At 64.9% G+C, this 14152-nt stretch carries 16 protein-coding genes; 1 reads left to right on the forward strand and 15 read right to left on the reverse strand.

Going from position 1 to position 14152, the window contains the following annotated elements; all coding sequences use genetic code 11:
• Positions 1-7: 7 nt before the first annotated feature.
• The 15 genes from ACFRFH_RS00920 to ACFRFH_RS00990 form a co-directional block, all read right to left on the reverse strand.
• Positions 8-292 carry a hypothetical protein gene (locus tag ACFRFH_RS00920; protein WP_382461153.1) on the reverse strand — a complete coding sequence of 95 codons (285 nt, stop codon included), beginning with the start codon at positions 290-292 and terminating at the stop codon, positions 8-10.
• Positions 293-571: 279 nt separating this feature from the next.
• Positions 572-1078 (reverse strand): Imm61 family immunity protein, encoded by a 507-nt coding sequence (locus ACFRFH_RS00925; RefSeq protein WP_382461154.1) that lies wholly within the window; start codon positions 1076-1078, stop codon positions 572-574.
• Between the two features lie 119 nt (positions 1079-1197).
• Positions 1198-1737: an Imm61 family immunity protein gene (locus tag ACFRFH_RS00930; protein WP_382461155.1), complete on the reverse strand. Its 540-nt coding sequence runs from the start codon at positions 1735-1737 to the stop codon at positions 1198-1200.
• Positions 1734-3752 carry a glycohydrolase toxin TNT-related protein gene (locus ACFRFH_RS00935; protein ID WP_382461156.1) on the reverse strand — a complete coding sequence of 673 codons (2019 nt, stop codon included), beginning with the start codon at positions 3750-3752 and terminating at the stop codon, positions 1734-1736. The genes ACFRFH_RS00930 and ACFRFH_RS00935 overlap by 4 nt, the downstream gene beginning before the upstream one ends.
• A gap of 83 nt (positions 3753-3835) precedes the next feature.
• Positions 3836-4027, reverse strand: a complete 192-nt coding sequence (locus tag ACFRFH_RS00940; RefSeq protein WP_382461157.1) for a hypothetical protein — start codon at positions 4025-4027, stop codon at positions 3836-3838.
• Between the two features lie 92 nt (positions 4028-4119).
• Entirely contained in the window at positions 4120-4437 is a 318-nt protein-coding gene (locus ACFRFH_RS00945; protein WP_382461158.1) for a hypothetical protein, read from the reverse strand.
• Positions 4430-4813, reverse strand: coding sequence for a DUF4176 domain-containing protein (locus ACFRFH_RS00950; RefSeq protein ID WP_382461159.1), 384 nt, complete (start codon positions 4811-4813; stop codon positions 4430-4432). The genes ACFRFH_RS00945 and ACFRFH_RS00950 overlap by 8 nt, the downstream gene beginning before the upstream one ends.
• Positions 4810-5265 carry a DUF4176 domain-containing protein gene (locus ACFRFH_RS00955; protein ID WP_382461160.1) on the reverse strand — a complete coding sequence of 152 codons (456 nt, stop codon included), beginning with the start codon at positions 5263-5265 and terminating at the stop codon, positions 4810-4812. The genes ACFRFH_RS00950 and ACFRFH_RS00955 overlap by 4 nt, the downstream gene beginning before the upstream one ends.
• Positions 5262-9737, reverse strand: a complete 4476-nt coding sequence (gene essC, locus ACFRFH_RS00960; protein WP_382461161.1) for a type VII secretion protein EssC — start codon at positions 9735-9737, stop codon at positions 5262-5264. Before essC ends, ACFRFH_RS00955 begins: the two co-directional genes overlap by 4 nt.
• A gap of 2 nt (positions 9738-9739) precedes the next feature.
• On the reverse strand, positions 9740-10867 hold the full coding sequence (essB, locus tag ACFRFH_RS00965; RefSeq protein ID WP_382461162.1) for a type VII secretion protein EssB: 1128 nt from the start codon (positions 10865-10867) through the stop codon (positions 9740-9742).
• Positions 10868-10886: 19 nt separating this feature from the next.
• On the reverse strand, positions 10887-11120 hold the full coding sequence (locus ACFRFH_RS00970; protein WP_382461163.1) for a hypothetical protein: 234 nt from the start codon (positions 11118-11120) through the stop codon (positions 10887-10889).
• Entirely contained in the window at positions 11117-11623 is a 507-nt protein-coding gene (locus ACFRFH_RS00975) for a hypothetical protein (protein WP_382461164.1), read from the reverse strand. The genes ACFRFH_RS00970 and ACFRFH_RS00975 overlap by 4 nt, the downstream gene beginning before the upstream one ends.
• Positions 11601-11891, reverse strand: coding sequence for a WXG100 family type VII secretion target (locus ACFRFH_RS00980; protein WP_369962389.1), 291 nt, complete (start codon positions 11889-11891; stop codon positions 11601-11603). The genes ACFRFH_RS00975 and ACFRFH_RS00980 overlap by 23 nt, the downstream gene beginning before the upstream one ends.
• A 120-nt stretch (positions 11892-12011) precedes the next feature.
• Positions 12012-12479 carry a 2'-5' RNA ligase family protein gene (locus ACFRFH_RS00985; RefSeq protein ID WP_382462712.1) on the reverse strand — a complete coding sequence of 156 codons (468 nt, stop codon included), beginning with the start codon at positions 12477-12479 and terminating at the stop codon, positions 12012-12014.
• An 11-nt stretch (positions 12480-12490) separates the two neighbouring features.
• Complete coding sequence (locus tag ACFRFH_RS00990; RefSeq protein ID WP_382461165.1) at positions 12491-13240, reverse strand: phosphoglyceromutase; 750 nt, start codon at positions 13238-13240, stop codon at positions 12491-12493.
• A 17-nt stretch (positions 13241-13257) separates the two neighbouring features.
• Between ACFRFH_RS00990 and ACFRFH_RS00995 the strand changes: the two genes are divergently transcribed.
• Complete coding sequence (locus ACFRFH_RS00995; RefSeq protein ID WP_382461166.1) at positions 13258-14085, forward strand: class I SAM-dependent methyltransferase; 828 nt, start codon at positions 13258-13260, stop codon at positions 14083-14085.
• Positions 14086-14152: the final 67 nt, after the last annotated feature.

Raw genomic sequence — 14152 nt, forward strand, 5'->3', positions numbered from 1 at the left:
CGCCGGCTCATCGAGTCAGGCGCTGCCACAGGCCCCGCCCGGTGCGAACGAACAGCACCGCAGCGAGGGCCCACCACAACGGGGCGGCGATCCAGAGCGGCAGCCGGGCAACCCCGTACTTTGCCCCAGGGAACGGGACTTCGGTGGTGAAGTCGTATCCGTCGACCAGCGGGAGGATCGGGGCCACGGTGACGAGTAGCCCGCAGAGCGTCATCATCGTCACGAGGTACCAGAACAACGCGGCCGTGTTCTGTTCGTGAGTGAAAGCGGGCAAGTATCCGTCGTCGATCACGAGAAATGCGGAATCCAACTGACGAGAATCCCCGCCGCGGCGAGAAAGAGAACCGCTAGATACGCTTGCTTTCCGTTGTAAGGCTCTCCGTTGGCAAGCACGAAGATCGTCAACGAACATAACGGATAAGCGCCGACGAGGGCGACGCCGCTGAACCACCGGACGGCTTGCCAGTTCTTTCGGCGAGGAATGGGCCTCCGCCTCCCTCGACGCCCCATGTTTTCCCCGAATCACTGCCTCGACGCGGTTAGTGGGTGCCCGTCCGACCGACCTGGCCGATCAGCGGCGTGAGGATGCCTCCACCATGAAATGCGGCTTGCCCTCCGGGTCCAACGCCGATTCACGAATCTCATCCGGACTCAACACGACATAGTGCGAAAACTCGATGAGTTCTACGTAGTCCCCGGCTCGAACGACGCTCTCACCGCGGTGGTGAAGCTCGTCCCGCGCTCCGGCGTCTGTGATCTTGAACCCCGGCGCCACCTTATCTTTGGTGACGGGTATCGACACCACCAGCAGCATCGGAAGTCGCCTCTTCTCACGCAAGCTGCCGGAGAAGTAGTACGTGAGGAACTTCTCCATGTCCGTCAACTGCGGAGTAGAGAACACCAGGTCCTCGTCGGTATTGGACCGCTGCGCCTGCGTCAGCACAAGCTGATCGTCGACAACCCGGAGAAAATTCCGAATCTCGCCACCACTACTGGCGAACACTAAGCAATCAAAGTCCGGCCAGAAGCTACCGCCATAACCAGCCGGTATCGCAACCTCGTTGACACGATCGACCATCGCTTGAACATCAGCATCGACGGTGCCCGCTCGGCTCCCCTCAACGGGCCAGGACTGCTTCCCCAAAGCCCTTTTCGCGCGCGATCTCACCCGCCTGATCTCACGCAGCCAACCCCCGATCACCCGCGAGAGCCCGACTCCACCATGAAATGCGGCTTGCCCTCCGGGTCCAACGCCGACTCACGAATCTCATCCGGACTCAACGCGACATAGTGCGAAAACTCGATAAGTTCCCACTTGTTACCGCGTCGAACGATGTCGTCGCCACGGTGATGCAACTCATACCCAGGTCCCCCTGGATCTGTGATCCTGTACCCCGGCGCCACCTTATCGACCGTGACCGGGATCGACACCACCAGCAGCATCGGAAGGCGCTTACGACCACGGAGCCTGCGGCAGAAGTAATACGTGAGGAACTTCTCCATGTCCGTCAGCGAAGGAGAAGAGAACTCAACGCTCTCGTCGGTATTGGACCGCTGTGCCTGGGACAGCACTAGCTGATCGTCGACAACGCGGAGAAAGTTCCGAATCTCGCCACCACTACTGGCGAACACCCAAGCATTGAATTTCTCCCGGAAACTACCCGCGTAAACCGCGGGTATCGCAATCACGTTGACCCGATCCACCATCGCTTGAATATCGGCATCCGCAATACTCATCCGGTCGCACCTCCATGAACTAGCACTCCTTCTCTCAGAAGCTCTTCTACCTTCACAGTCTTGCCTTGCTCGTCTCGAACGAGTATCTGGTATCCGCCGCCGGGCCTGCCAAAGCCTTCAGCAATTTCCGAGTGCTCGATGGTCCAGCCCTTTGTGCCCGGCGGCCAATCGTCGGCCAAATGATAGGAGCTGTAGGGCAATTCCAGCGAGTTTACCGGGAGGCTTCGTTGCTCAAACGAGTCCGGCTTCCTGCCCCTCATCACGCCAAGATATTCCCCGGTGTCCTCCCCGATGCGGTCTACAGCGTTGCCGTGATGGCGGACGTAGGCAGCGAGATCGTGATAGTCGCGCCTGGTGCCGCTCACCGCGCCATCGTTCGGCGGATACCTGTCCCAGTGGTGGCCCGTGACCGCATCTGTTTCAGCCTCGGTAAACCGCACGTCGTATTCCTGCTTGCTGTACGGAATCCCCTCCGGGCTGCGCCCCCACGGAGCGCCGGGATCGGCGACCAAGTCGAACGTGGCCCGGTTGACATCCGTGACCGGCGGGTAAGCGCGATGAGAACCGTGGTCAGCAACCGGATGCCCGTAGAGCGCGTCGCTGGGCGTGAGCGGTCTGTCCGGGTGCGGTGTCCAACCTGGCGTGAACTGCCGCTTGACGACCGTCACGCCCGCCCCGATCCGGTCTCTCGCCCAGTCGAGTGCGCTGGTCGCCGCGCCCGGGGTGGAGAGTTTCACCGCTGGCGGGACCAGCCCGTCAGCTTTCCCCGCCCCGCGGATCAAGCCGCCCGCTCTGCTGGCCTTCACCGCCGCCACACCGGGGATCAGGACGCTGGCCACCGTCGCCGTCGCATACCCCGCCACATACACATCCCCCGACACGATCTGGTCCCAGGTGTGTCCCAACTGGTCAACCATGCGCGCCCGGGCGTCGGCGTCGAAGACCAACGCAGACACGCCCCCACCGATCTCTTTCACGTTCACCTGCAGGCCGCCGGAAACCATGTCCCCCACCGCAGCACCGGCACCGACCAGGAACTGCAACCCAACGCTGCCCTTCACCAGCGCCGACTGGGCGATGTTCACGTCATACCAGTGCCCGACCGCCTCACTGGCCATCCCGACCAGGTTGAACTCCGAACCCGTGGTCGCGATCGAGGCATGGTTGATCATGTTGTTGACCCCGCCGACCAGCAGCGACCCGCCCAGCACCGTCAACCCCAACGAGAACCCACCCGTGAACGGGGTCAACCCCAACCCGACGACCGTGATCAACGCACCAGCGACGATCTGTAACCCGTCCCACAACAGATCCCAGCCGGCCTTCTCCCGCCGCTCCCCTTCCGCCCGCGCCGCCACATCCGCCGCGTACCCGGAGAACATGGCCTCCCACCCATCGGAGGCAGCCCGCTGATTCGCTTGGCAGTACTCCAGCATCCCCGCAGTCAGCTCGCCCAAACGCTCCAGCGTGAGATCGAAACTACCCGCCGTGTAGGAACGCCCCCGCCCCACCGTCAAGGACCCCAGGTTCTTCAGAACACTCTTCAGCTCGCCGATCAGTTCCTTGACCTGGTTGAAACCGGCATCCGAGGCCTCGTACGCCTCCCACGTCTCGCGCTGGGACCCGGCGATCGCACGCATCCCCTCGAACTCCGCCACCGTCGCACCGACCGCGCCCGAACCAGCACCACCCAACGCCACCAGATGCGACGCATCCGCAGAAATCCTCGCCAACTCCTCCTGGAACCCACGCAATCGCCCCAGACCCGCATCAACCTGCAACACATGCGCGTCGAACTCATCCCGAACCAGCCGGAAATTCCCATCCGTATCAACCTGCGCATAACCTTCCCAATACACACCGATCGCGGTCTGGAACGTCGAGACCCCCACCAACAACGACTGCACAACCGGGAGCTGGACCTCGCGGATATACGCACGCATCGCATCCGCACCAACACCGCCAATACGGTTCGACGCAGCCAGAGCCTCCAACCCCAGCGCCAGCTCGCTCAACACCTCAACCCGACGAGAAAGCCCCTTCCCCAACCCCGGAGACGACGCCTGCCACGAATCCGCGGAAAACTCCACAACCCCCACTACCGCGCATCCTCACGATCCTGCACCTCGATATTCACGCCGAACCGGGCGAACTCACCGGCGTCCTTGTGCGCCACGGCCCCGAACCCCGCGATCAGCGTGGACAGCTCCGCGTAGATCTCCGAGACGGCCTTCGCGCCGGGGACATCGAGGTTGTCCCCACGATGCCAACCGTCTTTCGTCTCCGCCACACGAGAGGTGAGTGTCGAGACCTTCCGAGTCTCCTCATGGAAGCCCTCCCGAATACTTCTTGTCGCCATGACCTACCGCCTCAACAATCTGTTCAGTTCAGGGCTATCGCGACAGCCTGCGCCGAAAGAATCGGGTGCTCTATCGGGTTGATGGAAAACGCAAGACTTCGCTGCTTGCTCTTGCACTCGCCGATCGCCTGCCCGATCTGCTCACTGATCCGATCGAAGTTCGACTTCGCCGTGTCAAAACGCTTCACGAAACCGTTCCGCTTCTGACCAGCCCACAACGCGCTGCCGGCGTCCTCATAGGTACTGATGCTGAAGGTGTGCACGTTGCTTCGCGCTTTCTTGAGGCGGTCGATGACCTCTTCCAACTCCCGCACCCGCGCCAGCGCCTGCTCATCACTCATCGCCATCCCCCAGATCACGAACACTCGCGAACGGGTCGTCGACGTTGATGACCGCGGCAGCCGGTTCGGCTGCCGACTGCGCGCCGGCCTCGTCCTGAAGGTAGTCGGCGTGGGCGTCGTTCAGGATCTCGATCACGAGTTCGTCGTCGGCATCCGCGTACCCCTCGAACACGACCTTCAGAATGTCGTCACGGTTGAAATACGCGATGTTCGTGTCGATCAGGCCTTCCGGGTACAGGAAGGCGCCGTAGTCGAAGAACTCGCCCTCGACGATCGAGCCACGGCTGACAATCAGGAGCTTCTTCACCGACCCCTTCAGAATCACGACGCTTCCCAGCGGGAGAAACGATCGAGTCTCGGTCTGGTCCTGGGTCATGTGCGTCTTCCTTTACTTCGTAACTCGCTGAACGGGTCTTTGGTGTTCGCCACCGGCCCCGTCGACGCCGGGCCCTCAGTACCGGCAGGCAGCGGCGCGGGTGTGGTGACTGCGGCAGGCTTGCTGAGGTCCACTCTCAAATCCGGCTCGACATCGGGAGGCGACTGCTTGGCGGGCGGTGTTTTCGCGTTCGCGAGTTGCCCTTCCGTGAACACTGCATCCTTCGCGTCCTCATGCCCGCGGTGTACGACGTCGGTGATCTGCGTGTGCGTGATCACGATCTCGCGCACCCCGGCGGCTGCCCCTTGCGGATGTGGAACTCCCTTGTAGCCGGCGAGGAACCCGCCGTCGCCGTGTTTTTGGAAGCCTCGTGCGACGATGACGTAGATGCCGTCGTCGTCTTCGATCGTTACGGCGGTCCCCAACGGAAGCAGCTCGGGGGTGTCCGTCATGCCCCGGCCCCTCTCGCCTGCGGCAGCTTGATCGTCTCGAAAGTGCTGCCGCCGCGCAGCACGAAGAAGGGCTCGTCGATACCCGGCTCGGGCTCGTTCGAACTCCCCATGCTCTTCACAAGCGCGCTGTCGTACGCTCTCGCTCCCACCAGCCCAGAGAACTTCAGTTCCCGGATGAGTTTCGGCACCGGATCGAACGACTTGGCGATGTAGTCGTGCCTGCTGAAGATCACGAAATCGAGGCCTGCTTTAGAGGTGTTCTTCACTGCGAGCGCGAAGTCTTCTGGCTTCACCCCGGTCTTGGCGATGAAGTCCGCGAGGTTCGCCACCACCAGCACCGTGTGGGCGCCCTGTTCCTTCTGCTTGTTGAGATTCAGATACGCGACGATGCCCGCGACGACCTGGTTCGCGTCATTCTTGCTGCCGATGTAGCTGAAGTTCGCGGGCAGCGGGGCCGCCTCCAGGGCCTCCTCGAAGCTCTCATCGAAATCAACGATCATGAACTCCGTCTTCACCCGCGCGCCCTGAGCGAGCAAGACCTCCTGGAAGAGGATTTCCTGTTCATCGTCCCGTGCGGCGAACAGGAAATACGGCTGCGAACGCGGGAGGAACCCGAGCGCATTCGTCGTTGCCTTCGACAATCCCAACGGAACGCCACCGACAGCTACGAGGTCTCGCGCCGACGCGAACTCGCCGAGCTGTTCCGGCGCGAGCTGCCGCGGCACCATCGGAATCCTCGCCGGCCGCTCACCCGACCACTCGGCGTCCAGCGCCCTCACCCGCGCTTCGAGCGCCGCGAGGGTCTCGGAGCTGTTCGCGCCTTCGGCTGGCAGGTAGAACTGGATCGCGGTCGGCGCGTCAACAAGCGCCTGGCCTCTTCCGGGGGCGTCCACCTGCAACAGCCGCTCTCGACCCATGAGCTGGGCGAGCTCGCTCTCGTCGTTCAGGTAGAGGCACAGTTTCGTCGAGATGTTGCTCAGCATGTTCACGCGCACGCCGCCCACCCGGCTCGCGCTCATCACCACGTACACACCGAGCGCTGCACCCTCGCGCAGCACCTGCAGAAGCAGGTTGTCGATTCCGTCCTTTCTCGCGTCGGTGCCCGTGAGGTTGTCGTACCCGTCGAGCACATTGACCACAAGCGGAAGGCGCTGCTTCGTCTTCGCCGTGTACTGCTCGAGGTTCGCGACCCCGGCCTCCTTGAACCGCTGCTTGCGAGTCACTAGCCCGCTCGCAATCGCATCGAGCATCTTGCCGAGCTTCTCGACCTCTTCGAGGGTGACGATATCGGCGACGTTCGGGAGGTCTTTGAGGGGCAGAAGCCCGTTGTTCCCGAAGTCGATGAGGTTCACCTGGACCCGTTCTGGCGTATTCGATTTCGCGAGATTGACGACGAGCGTCTGCAACGCCGTCGACTTGCCGTAGCCGGGGCTGCCGAACAACACGGTGTGCCCGGCCTTCAGCAGATCGAAGTCGTAGCTCTCCTGCGCCTGTCGGCTGGGGATGTCGAGCATGCCCAGCGGAACTCTCGCCCCGGCACCTGCCCCCGGCTCCGGAGAGGCGATGCGCTCGGGCAGGCTCGGCAGCCACGGCTTGTCCGGCTGCGCGAGTGCCCCATCGCCGTCGAAGGTGCTCGCGATCGTGTCGATGACCGCTTCGAGCTGTGACGGCAGGTCGCTCGTGTCTTTGCCCTGTTCGACCTCCTCGTCGGGGTCGTAGAAGAGTTCGTACTGGCCGATGTCGTTGATCTTGTAGATGCGCTCGTCCACCTTCTCGGTGACCTGCGCGTCAGGGTCGTAGGGCACACCGGCGTAGCCGCTCTGGAAGAGCTCGTAGACCTCGTTCTGCCCGACCTTCAGGTAGCCGCGGCCGGGGTTGGTGATGTGCGCGGCATCCGTGGTCTTCAGCAGCTCGTTCGAGTCCTGCTCGCCTGCCATCTTCAGCGCGATCTTCGACGTCGAGTTCGCCTCGATCTGGTCGTTCACGACGCCGCTGGGCTTCTGCGTCGCCAGGATCAGGTGCACACCGAGGCTCCGGCCGATACGCGCGACCGAGGTGAGCTCGTCGAGGAACTCGGGCACGTTGGCCTTCAGCTCGGCGAACTCGTCCGACACCAGCACCAGGTGCGGCAGCGGCTTCGTCGGATACGTCACGTCCGGCTTCGGGTCATGCCGCTGCTTGTACAAGCTCATGTAGGCGTTGATGCTGTTCACGCCGTAGACCGCGAACTCGCGCTGTCGCTTGTCGAGCTCCGCCTTGATGCTCGCCAGCGCCCTGGCGGTGCCGGCGCCGTCGAGGTTGGTGATGGCTCCCATGAAGTGGGGCAGGCGGTCGAGCGTGTTGGCGATGCCACCGCCCTTCCAGTCGATGATGAGCATGCCGACGTCTTCCGGCGAGAAGTTGATCGCGAGACCGATGAGGTAGGTCGTCAAGAACTCCGACTTGCCGGACCCGGTCGTGCCGCCGACGAGCGCGTGCGGGCCGTGCGCGCGCTCGTGCAGATCCCAGTACACATGGTCGGATCTGCCGCGCCAGCCGATCAGCGACGAGATCGACTTGTTCGGTTCGGCGTTCGCCCAACGGTCCGCGATCCGCAGGTCGTCGACGGTCTTCACCTCATACTGTTCCAGCAGGCTCAGCGCTTCCGGCACCGCGTTCTTCTCGACCTCCAGATGGTTCAGATTCGAGAGTTTGCGGAGGGAGTGCTCGAGGTCCTGCGGCAACACGTACGGTGTGAACGGTGTCGCGACGTACACGCTGTCGGTGGTGACGAGCTCGCCCTTCGCCTGGTGCGGCGCCTGGATGAGCGTCGTCACCGTCTCCGGCAGGAGTTTCGCGTCCTCGCTGCACCAGATCACGGTCACGCCGAGCGCGCTCATGTCCTCGGCGAGCAGCTCGTTGATGCCGTGACCGGCCAGGTGGCGATCGTCGGAGATCGTGAACACGTAGTGCGGCGAGAACTGCGGCTGCTGCGTTCCCGCGTCTTTCACGGCCTGCTTGCGCTTCTGAAGGAGCTGGTAGAAGCCGTTGAGCACCACGTCGCGCAGCTTGTCGTTGTGGACCAGGCCCCGCATGTTGAGCTCGTGCAGCTTGAAATGCGGCAGCAGGCGCCACGCGCTCCACGTCCGCGCGTATGCCTCGCGCGAGAGCAGGCTGATGAAGTTCACGTCGCGGTACGAGTGGAAGAACGCCGTCTGGAAGAGCACGGACTGCAGGTGGTCGGTGACGCGACCGGGAGGGCCGACGAACCCGAGGGTCTGCCCTGCCAGGCCGATCGGAGTCGGCGCGTCACGCTGGGTCCGGAACCCCGACGCGAGCTCCGACACCTGCTGCGCCCCGAGGCTCGCATCCTTCTCGCTCACATCGGAGGACACCGTCAACGCGGAGGGGCGATCGGACGTCCCCAGCGAGACGCGCAAGAAGTCCTTGTTGAAACGCTGACGCTCGTACATCCTCGGGTCGTACCGTTCGACCATCGCCGCGAGCTCGTGCGGGCTCGGCTGCTGATACCGCAGCACGTCGCGCTCTTCGTCATACGCCTGTGACACACCGGCAACGGTCCTCACGAGATACCGGGTGTAGTCCTCCTCCGCCGTGAGTGCGGCCGCTCTGGTCTCTCGCCGCTCCGTGACGTACTGCGACACGGTGAACGACGCCGTCAGCAGGGTCGCCAGACCCATGCCGAGCATCATCGCCGGATTGCTCCCGATGACCATCGACGTCAGACCGGAGGCGACGATCATGAAGAACGGTGGCAGCACCATCCGCAGGAGCCGGTTCTTGGGCTTCGCGCTCGGCTTGTCCGGCCCGTGCAGCGTGAACTCGGCTTCCTCGACCTCCAGGTTCAGCTTCGGAGACCGCCGGTAGTCGGGAAAGTCCGCAGGGAACTCCGGCTCCGGCGGCTGAGCCAGCAGCTTCGCGTGATCGAACTCCACCTCCGAGGCGAACGTGGTGAGCTTGAACTGCGTCGGCCGCTTCTCGAGGATGAATCCTTCCGTCAGCACCACCGTGCCGACCTCGAGATCACGGATCTCCTGCCCGTCGACCGCGACGTCGTCGACGAACACGAGCCTGCCCCGCGCTTCGACGATCAACGAGTCCGCCTGCAGGATCAGGAGCGGCGAGCCCGCTGCCCGGATGCCGGCGTAGGGCACATCGCCGATCACGAGATCACCGCTCGTATCGGCGACGAAACACTCGGTGCGAGCGTCTGCGGCGGGCACCACCACGCATTCGAGCGCGCCGACCGTTCTGCGCCCGGCGCTGAGCTGCTCCCCGTCGACGTACAGGGCGTCGTTGATCACGCTGAACTTGTGGCCGTCGTGGTCGACGAACGGGTGTTCCTCGGTGAGCGTCAGTCTGACTGCTCGTCGCCCGTCGACCACATAGACGAGATAGAGCAGCTGGCTCGGATCGAGTCGGGAGTCGAGAGCCGCACTCGGGGCGCCGGCGAGCGGCTCCGTCGCGAACACGCTCATTCCTTCGCCGCCGCGTCGCTCGTGCCCTCCAGCTTGGCTGTCAGCTCATCGATGGCCTTCGCGTACTCGTCCAGGAGCTTCTGCTTCTCACCGCCGGGCATCTGGGAGTTCAGCTTCGTGGACTGGTACAGGTCGGTATAGGCGAGCAGCGTCAGCTGATCGTCCCCGAGATTCTGCGCGTAATCGAGGGCCTGCTCGAACTCACCGCGGCCGATGCTGATCCAGTAGTTCAGGGTCACATCGTCGGACTTCTGGGAGATGGTGTTCAGGATCGCCTGCTTCTGCGTGGCCGTGAGGTCATCGAGGTTGATGCTCGACACCGCCAGCACGTACTTCGCGGAGGCCGGGAGTGAGGTGGCGGCGAAGCCTTCCAGCTCCGTCAGAGCACCGCCGTAGTCGTTCGCGAGGAAGCGCGCCTGGGCGGCGACGACCGCGTCTTGCAGTCGGTTGTGGCTCGCGGTCTGCCAGGCGAACACGCCCGCGACGAGCGCGGCCGTGAGACCGAGCGCACCGACGAGCCGGTAGCCCGAATACCGGCGCTTGGGAACGCTGACTCTGCGAGCAGCTACCTCCGCCTGCTCGGCTTTCAGCTGCGCGTCGATGTACGCGAACAACTCGTCGGTCGTCGTCGCCTGCCGCACCGCGACCGAGAACTTGTCCTGCAGAGCCGCTGCCCCGTCGAGGACGTGCTCGAAGGGGAGCTTCGAGCGGAAGACCTGCAGCACCATCGCTCGGAGCGAGGCGAGGAAGCGGGCTTCATCGAACACCGTAGGGGCGAGCATGCCCTGTAGGCCGAAGTGCACGACCCGCAGCAGGCCGCCGTTGAGATAGACGTTGTCCGGATGGATCACCGGCACGCGGAAGCCGTCGCGATAGCGGACGCAGGCCACGAGCTTCTGGGCCAACAACAGCCGATCGAGCCGGGTCTTCGCCTGACCGACCGCGTCCCCGAAGCTGATCTCGCCGTCGGCGAGACCGTATTCGACCACGAGCCCGGTATCGGTCTCGTGTGCGTCGACGTATCGAGCGATCACATCGAGGCACGCACCCTGATAGCCGTTCTTGTCCACGCTCACGCGAAGACTGCCGGGGCTCGCTTCGAACTCGAGAACCGTTCCGTCCATCTCACTACGCATTACTCAGTCACGTCACTATCTGAAGGCGATCGCCGTTGCCGATCCCGAAATGGGAAATGAAGTCGTGCCCGCTCACCGCGAGGGCCTTGTCGTCGAGCGCGAACGAGAAATCGTCCGGCAGCAGAGTGCCTTTCGCGGCGAACGCGTCCCGGATCAACTGCCTCAGCCGGTCGAACCTGACCGCGGCGGGAACAAGGAGATCGATCTGCCGCCGAGCATGCACGAGGGTGATCTCGATCACGACGCCGGCCGCCTTCTTCTCGCCCAGAGCCGACCCAGCACGATCCCCCCCACCAGCACCAGCGGCGCCACGACGACGGCCATCACACCGAGGAGGGCAGAGGACTCCTCGCGGTCGCCTGACGACGACGCGATCACGTCGGAGGAGTAGTCCTCGAACAGGGCTGCTCTCACCGACTGATACTGCACACCGGACGATCGGGCCTCGGCGAAGTTCAGGGAATCGACGACGCTCAGCCGTTCAGTGGACCGCGCCCGTTGCTGGTCGGCCCGCGTGGACAGGCGGTCCGAGAACAGGCTGCTGCGAATCGGGAACTCTCCGGAGGACCCGGCACCTACCGACTCGTTGACGAGCACCGTGGTGTTGAGGCTCAGCTTGCCCGCCTCGTCCGAGTCGTCGGCGACGGCGGGGGCTGCGGGTGAGCCGACGGTCGAACCGACCGCGAGCGCACACGCGATCAGCCCCGCGCCGATGAGCCGATCAGAAGCCGAAGCTCTGCGCATCCTGCGCGTCACGCTCGGCGATGGTGTCGGCGTACTTGTTGAGCTGCTCGTTGATGTTCACCAGCAGCTCCTCGAACTTCTTCACACTCTCGTGCAGCTGGTTGTACTGCTCGAGATACGCCTGAAAGGCTTGGCCCTTCCACTGATCGGCGATGGTCGAGTTCATCTGGTTGACCTTCTGAATCGCCTGCTCGATCTCTTCCTTCGAGCGGGTGTAGACCTGAGCCTGCTGCTTCAGTTCTTCCGGCGTAACGCTAATCTGGCCCATGAGAAGCCTCCTGTTTCGACACAAAACGTACTACCGCAGATACGGAGTATTTCTTCATCGAAGCTATAAGCTACGTCGCCAGGTGTCAAATTTCACACCTGACATGTACGCACGGGGAGGTCAGGTGAGGGGGACGCGCGCGGCGACGCGGCGGCGGGAGCCGGGGGTGCGCGCGACGAGAGCGAGCTCGGTCAGGGAGACGTGATGACCGGGGGCGAGCGCGGCCGAGCGCTGGTCGCTCGCGTGCGGGCGGTAGCCGCTGCGGACGTGGCGCTGGTCGGCGATGACGGCGCCCGCGGCCTCCAGCGCATCGACGCACGCGGTGTGCAGCGCGAGCAGGGCGGGCGACGGCCGGACCAGTGTGACCGGCACGGCGTGGCGGTGCCCGAACGATGCGCGCGACCCGGCGACGACGGGGATGCGAGGCCCGTGCGGCAGCAGTGCGGCGACCGCGTCCGCCTCCAGCTCGGTCTGGAACGGCGGCACGACGGTGATGTGCAGCGGCCAGTCCCCCGCCGCGAACTCCGCAGGAACGACGACGTCGCCGCCGCGTTCCGGCAGGAACGCGACGACGACGTACGACGGGATGGCCGTGAGGCCTACTTCTTGCCCTGTGCGGCGACGGCCGCTGCGCCGGCGGCGGCGGCCTCCGGGTCGAGGTACACGCCGGGCTCGATGGGGGCGAAGGTCTCGTCGAGCTTGTAGACGAGCGGAATGCCGGTCGGGATGTTGAGCTCGGCGATCTCCTCGTCGGAGATGCCGTCGAGGTGCTTGACCAGCGCGCGCAGCGAGTTGCCGTGCGCGGTCACCAGGACGGTCTTGCCCTCGGCGAGGCTGACGGTGATGTCGGACTCCCAGTACGGCAGCATGCGCGCGATGACGTCCTTCAGGCACTCGGTGCGCGGGAGGTCGTCGCCGAGACCGGCGTAGCGCGGGTCGTTCGCCTGCGACCACTCGCTGTCGTCGTCGAGCGGCGGCGGCGGTACGTCGAAGGAGCGGCGCCAGAGCTGGAACTGCTCCGGACCGTACTTCTCCAGGGTCTCCGCCTTGTCGAGACCTTGCAGCGCACCGTAGTGGCGCTCGTTGAGCCGCCAGGAGCGCTCGACCGGGATCCAGAGCCGGTCGGCGACGTCGAGCGCGATGTCCGCGGTCTGGATCGCGCGGGTCAGCACCGAGGTGTAGAGGATGTCGGGGTGGAGGCCGGACTCGGCGAGGAGCTCGCCGGCGCGGGTGGCCTCGGCGACGCCCTGCTCGCTGAGCCGGACGTCGACCCAGCCGGTGAACAGGTTCTGCTGGTTCCACACGCTGTTGCCGTGGCGGAGGAGGATCAAAGTGTAAGGAGCGGGCATGCGATTAATCTTGTCACATGCCCTCCACGTCCTCCCGCGCCGGCTCGGCGGTCGGCACGGTCACCCGGGGGACGACGAACACGAACCGGCTGCGGAGGGTGGACCGCTGGATCGCGGCGCTGCCCGAACTGCGGCGCACGGGTGACCCGCTGGTCGTCGACCTCGGCTACGGCGCGAGCGGGGTGACGGCCTTCGAGCTCCAGCACCGGCTGGCGAAGGTGCGACCCGACGTCGAGGTGCTGGGGCTGGAGATCGACCCCGGCCGGGTTCGCACGGCTCTCGCGCAGCTCGAGGACGTGCGCGCCGGAAGCACCGGCTTCGACCCGCGGGCGAAGGTGGGCTTCGCGGTCGGCGGCTTCGAGGTGCCGGGGCGGCACGCGGCGGTGATCCGCGCGTTCAACGTGCTGCGGCAGTACGACGAGTCGGAGGTCGCCCCTGCCTGGGAGCGCATGCTCGGCCGCCTGCAGCTCGGCGGCGCGCTCGTGGAGGGCACCTGCGACGAGCTCGGCCGGATCGCGAGCTGGGTCACGCTCGACCGGACGGGACCACAGACGTTCACCGTCTCGCTGCGGCTGCGCGAGCTGGATGCGCCCAGCATCGTGGCCGAAAGGCTGCCCAAGGCGCTCATCCACCGCAACGTCCCCGGCGAGCGCGTGCACGCCTACCTCGCGGACCTCGACCGGCTCTGGCGCGTCCACTCGCCGCTCACCGCGTACGGGCCGAAGCAGCGGTGGATGGCGGCGGCGCAGGGGATGCGCGATGCGGGCTGGCCGGTGGTCGGCGGGCGTGCGCGCTGGCGGCTCGGGGAGCTCACGGTGCGGTGGGAGGCCGTCGCGCCCGTGTAGGTACCGGAGGAGATCCGCCCCGCTGCACCCTCCAATGTCGGGTAACGGAGGAGATCCCGGGTGCTGG

The sequence above is a fragment of the Leifsonia sp. NPDC056824 genome, from assembly GCF_042789575.1.
Taxonomy (GTDB): Bacteria; Actinomycetota; Actinomycetes; order Actinomycetales; family Microbacteriaceae; genus Leifsonia.

What these genes read in the sequence shown, in the direction of transcription:
- ACFRFH_RS00925 (WP_382461154.1), bottom strand. Translation starts at nt 1,078, where the DNA reads ATGGTCGATCGTGTCAACGAGGTTGCGATACCGGCTGGTTATGGCGGT.
- ACFRFH_RS00930 (WP_382461155.1), bottom strand. Translation starts at nt 1,737, where the DNA reads ATGAGTATTGCGGATGCCGATATTCAAGCGATGGTGGATCGGGTCAAC.
- ACFRFH_RS00945 (WP_382461158.1), bottom strand. Translation starts at nt 4,437, where the DNA reads ATGAGTGATGAGCAGGCGCTGGCGCGGGTGCGGGAGTTGGAAGAGGTC.
- ACFRFH_RS00950 (WP_382461159.1), bottom strand. Translation starts at nt 4,813, where the DNA reads ATGACCCAGGACCAGACCGAGACTCGATCGTTTCTCCCGCTGGGAAGC.
- ACFRFH_RS00955 (WP_382461160.1), bottom strand. Translation starts at nt 5,265, where the DNA reads ATGACGGACACCCCCGAGCTGCTTCCGTTGGGGACCGCCGTAACGATC.
- essB (WP_382461162.1), bottom strand. Translation starts at nt 10,867, where the DNA reads ATGGACGGAACGGTTCTCGAGTTCGAAGCGAGCCCCGGCAGTCTTCGC.
- ACFRFH_RS00975 (WP_382461164.1), bottom strand. Translation starts at nt 11,623, where the DNA reads ATGCGCAGAGCTTCGGCTTCTGATCGGCTCATCGGCGCGGGGCTGATC.
- ACFRFH_RS00980 (WP_369962389.1), bottom strand. Translation starts at nt 11,891, where the DNA reads ATGGGCCAGATTAGCGTTACGCCGGAAGAACTGAAGCAGCAGGCTCAG.
- ACFRFH_RS00990 (WP_382461165.1), bottom strand. Translation starts at nt 13,240, where the DNA reads ATGCCCGCTCCTTACACTTTGATCCTCCTCCGCCACGGCAACAGCGTG.
- ACFRFH_RS00995 (WP_382461166.1), top strand. Translation starts at nt 13,258, where the DNA reads ATGCCCTCCACGTCCTCCCGCGCCGGCTCGGCGGTCGGCACGGTCACC.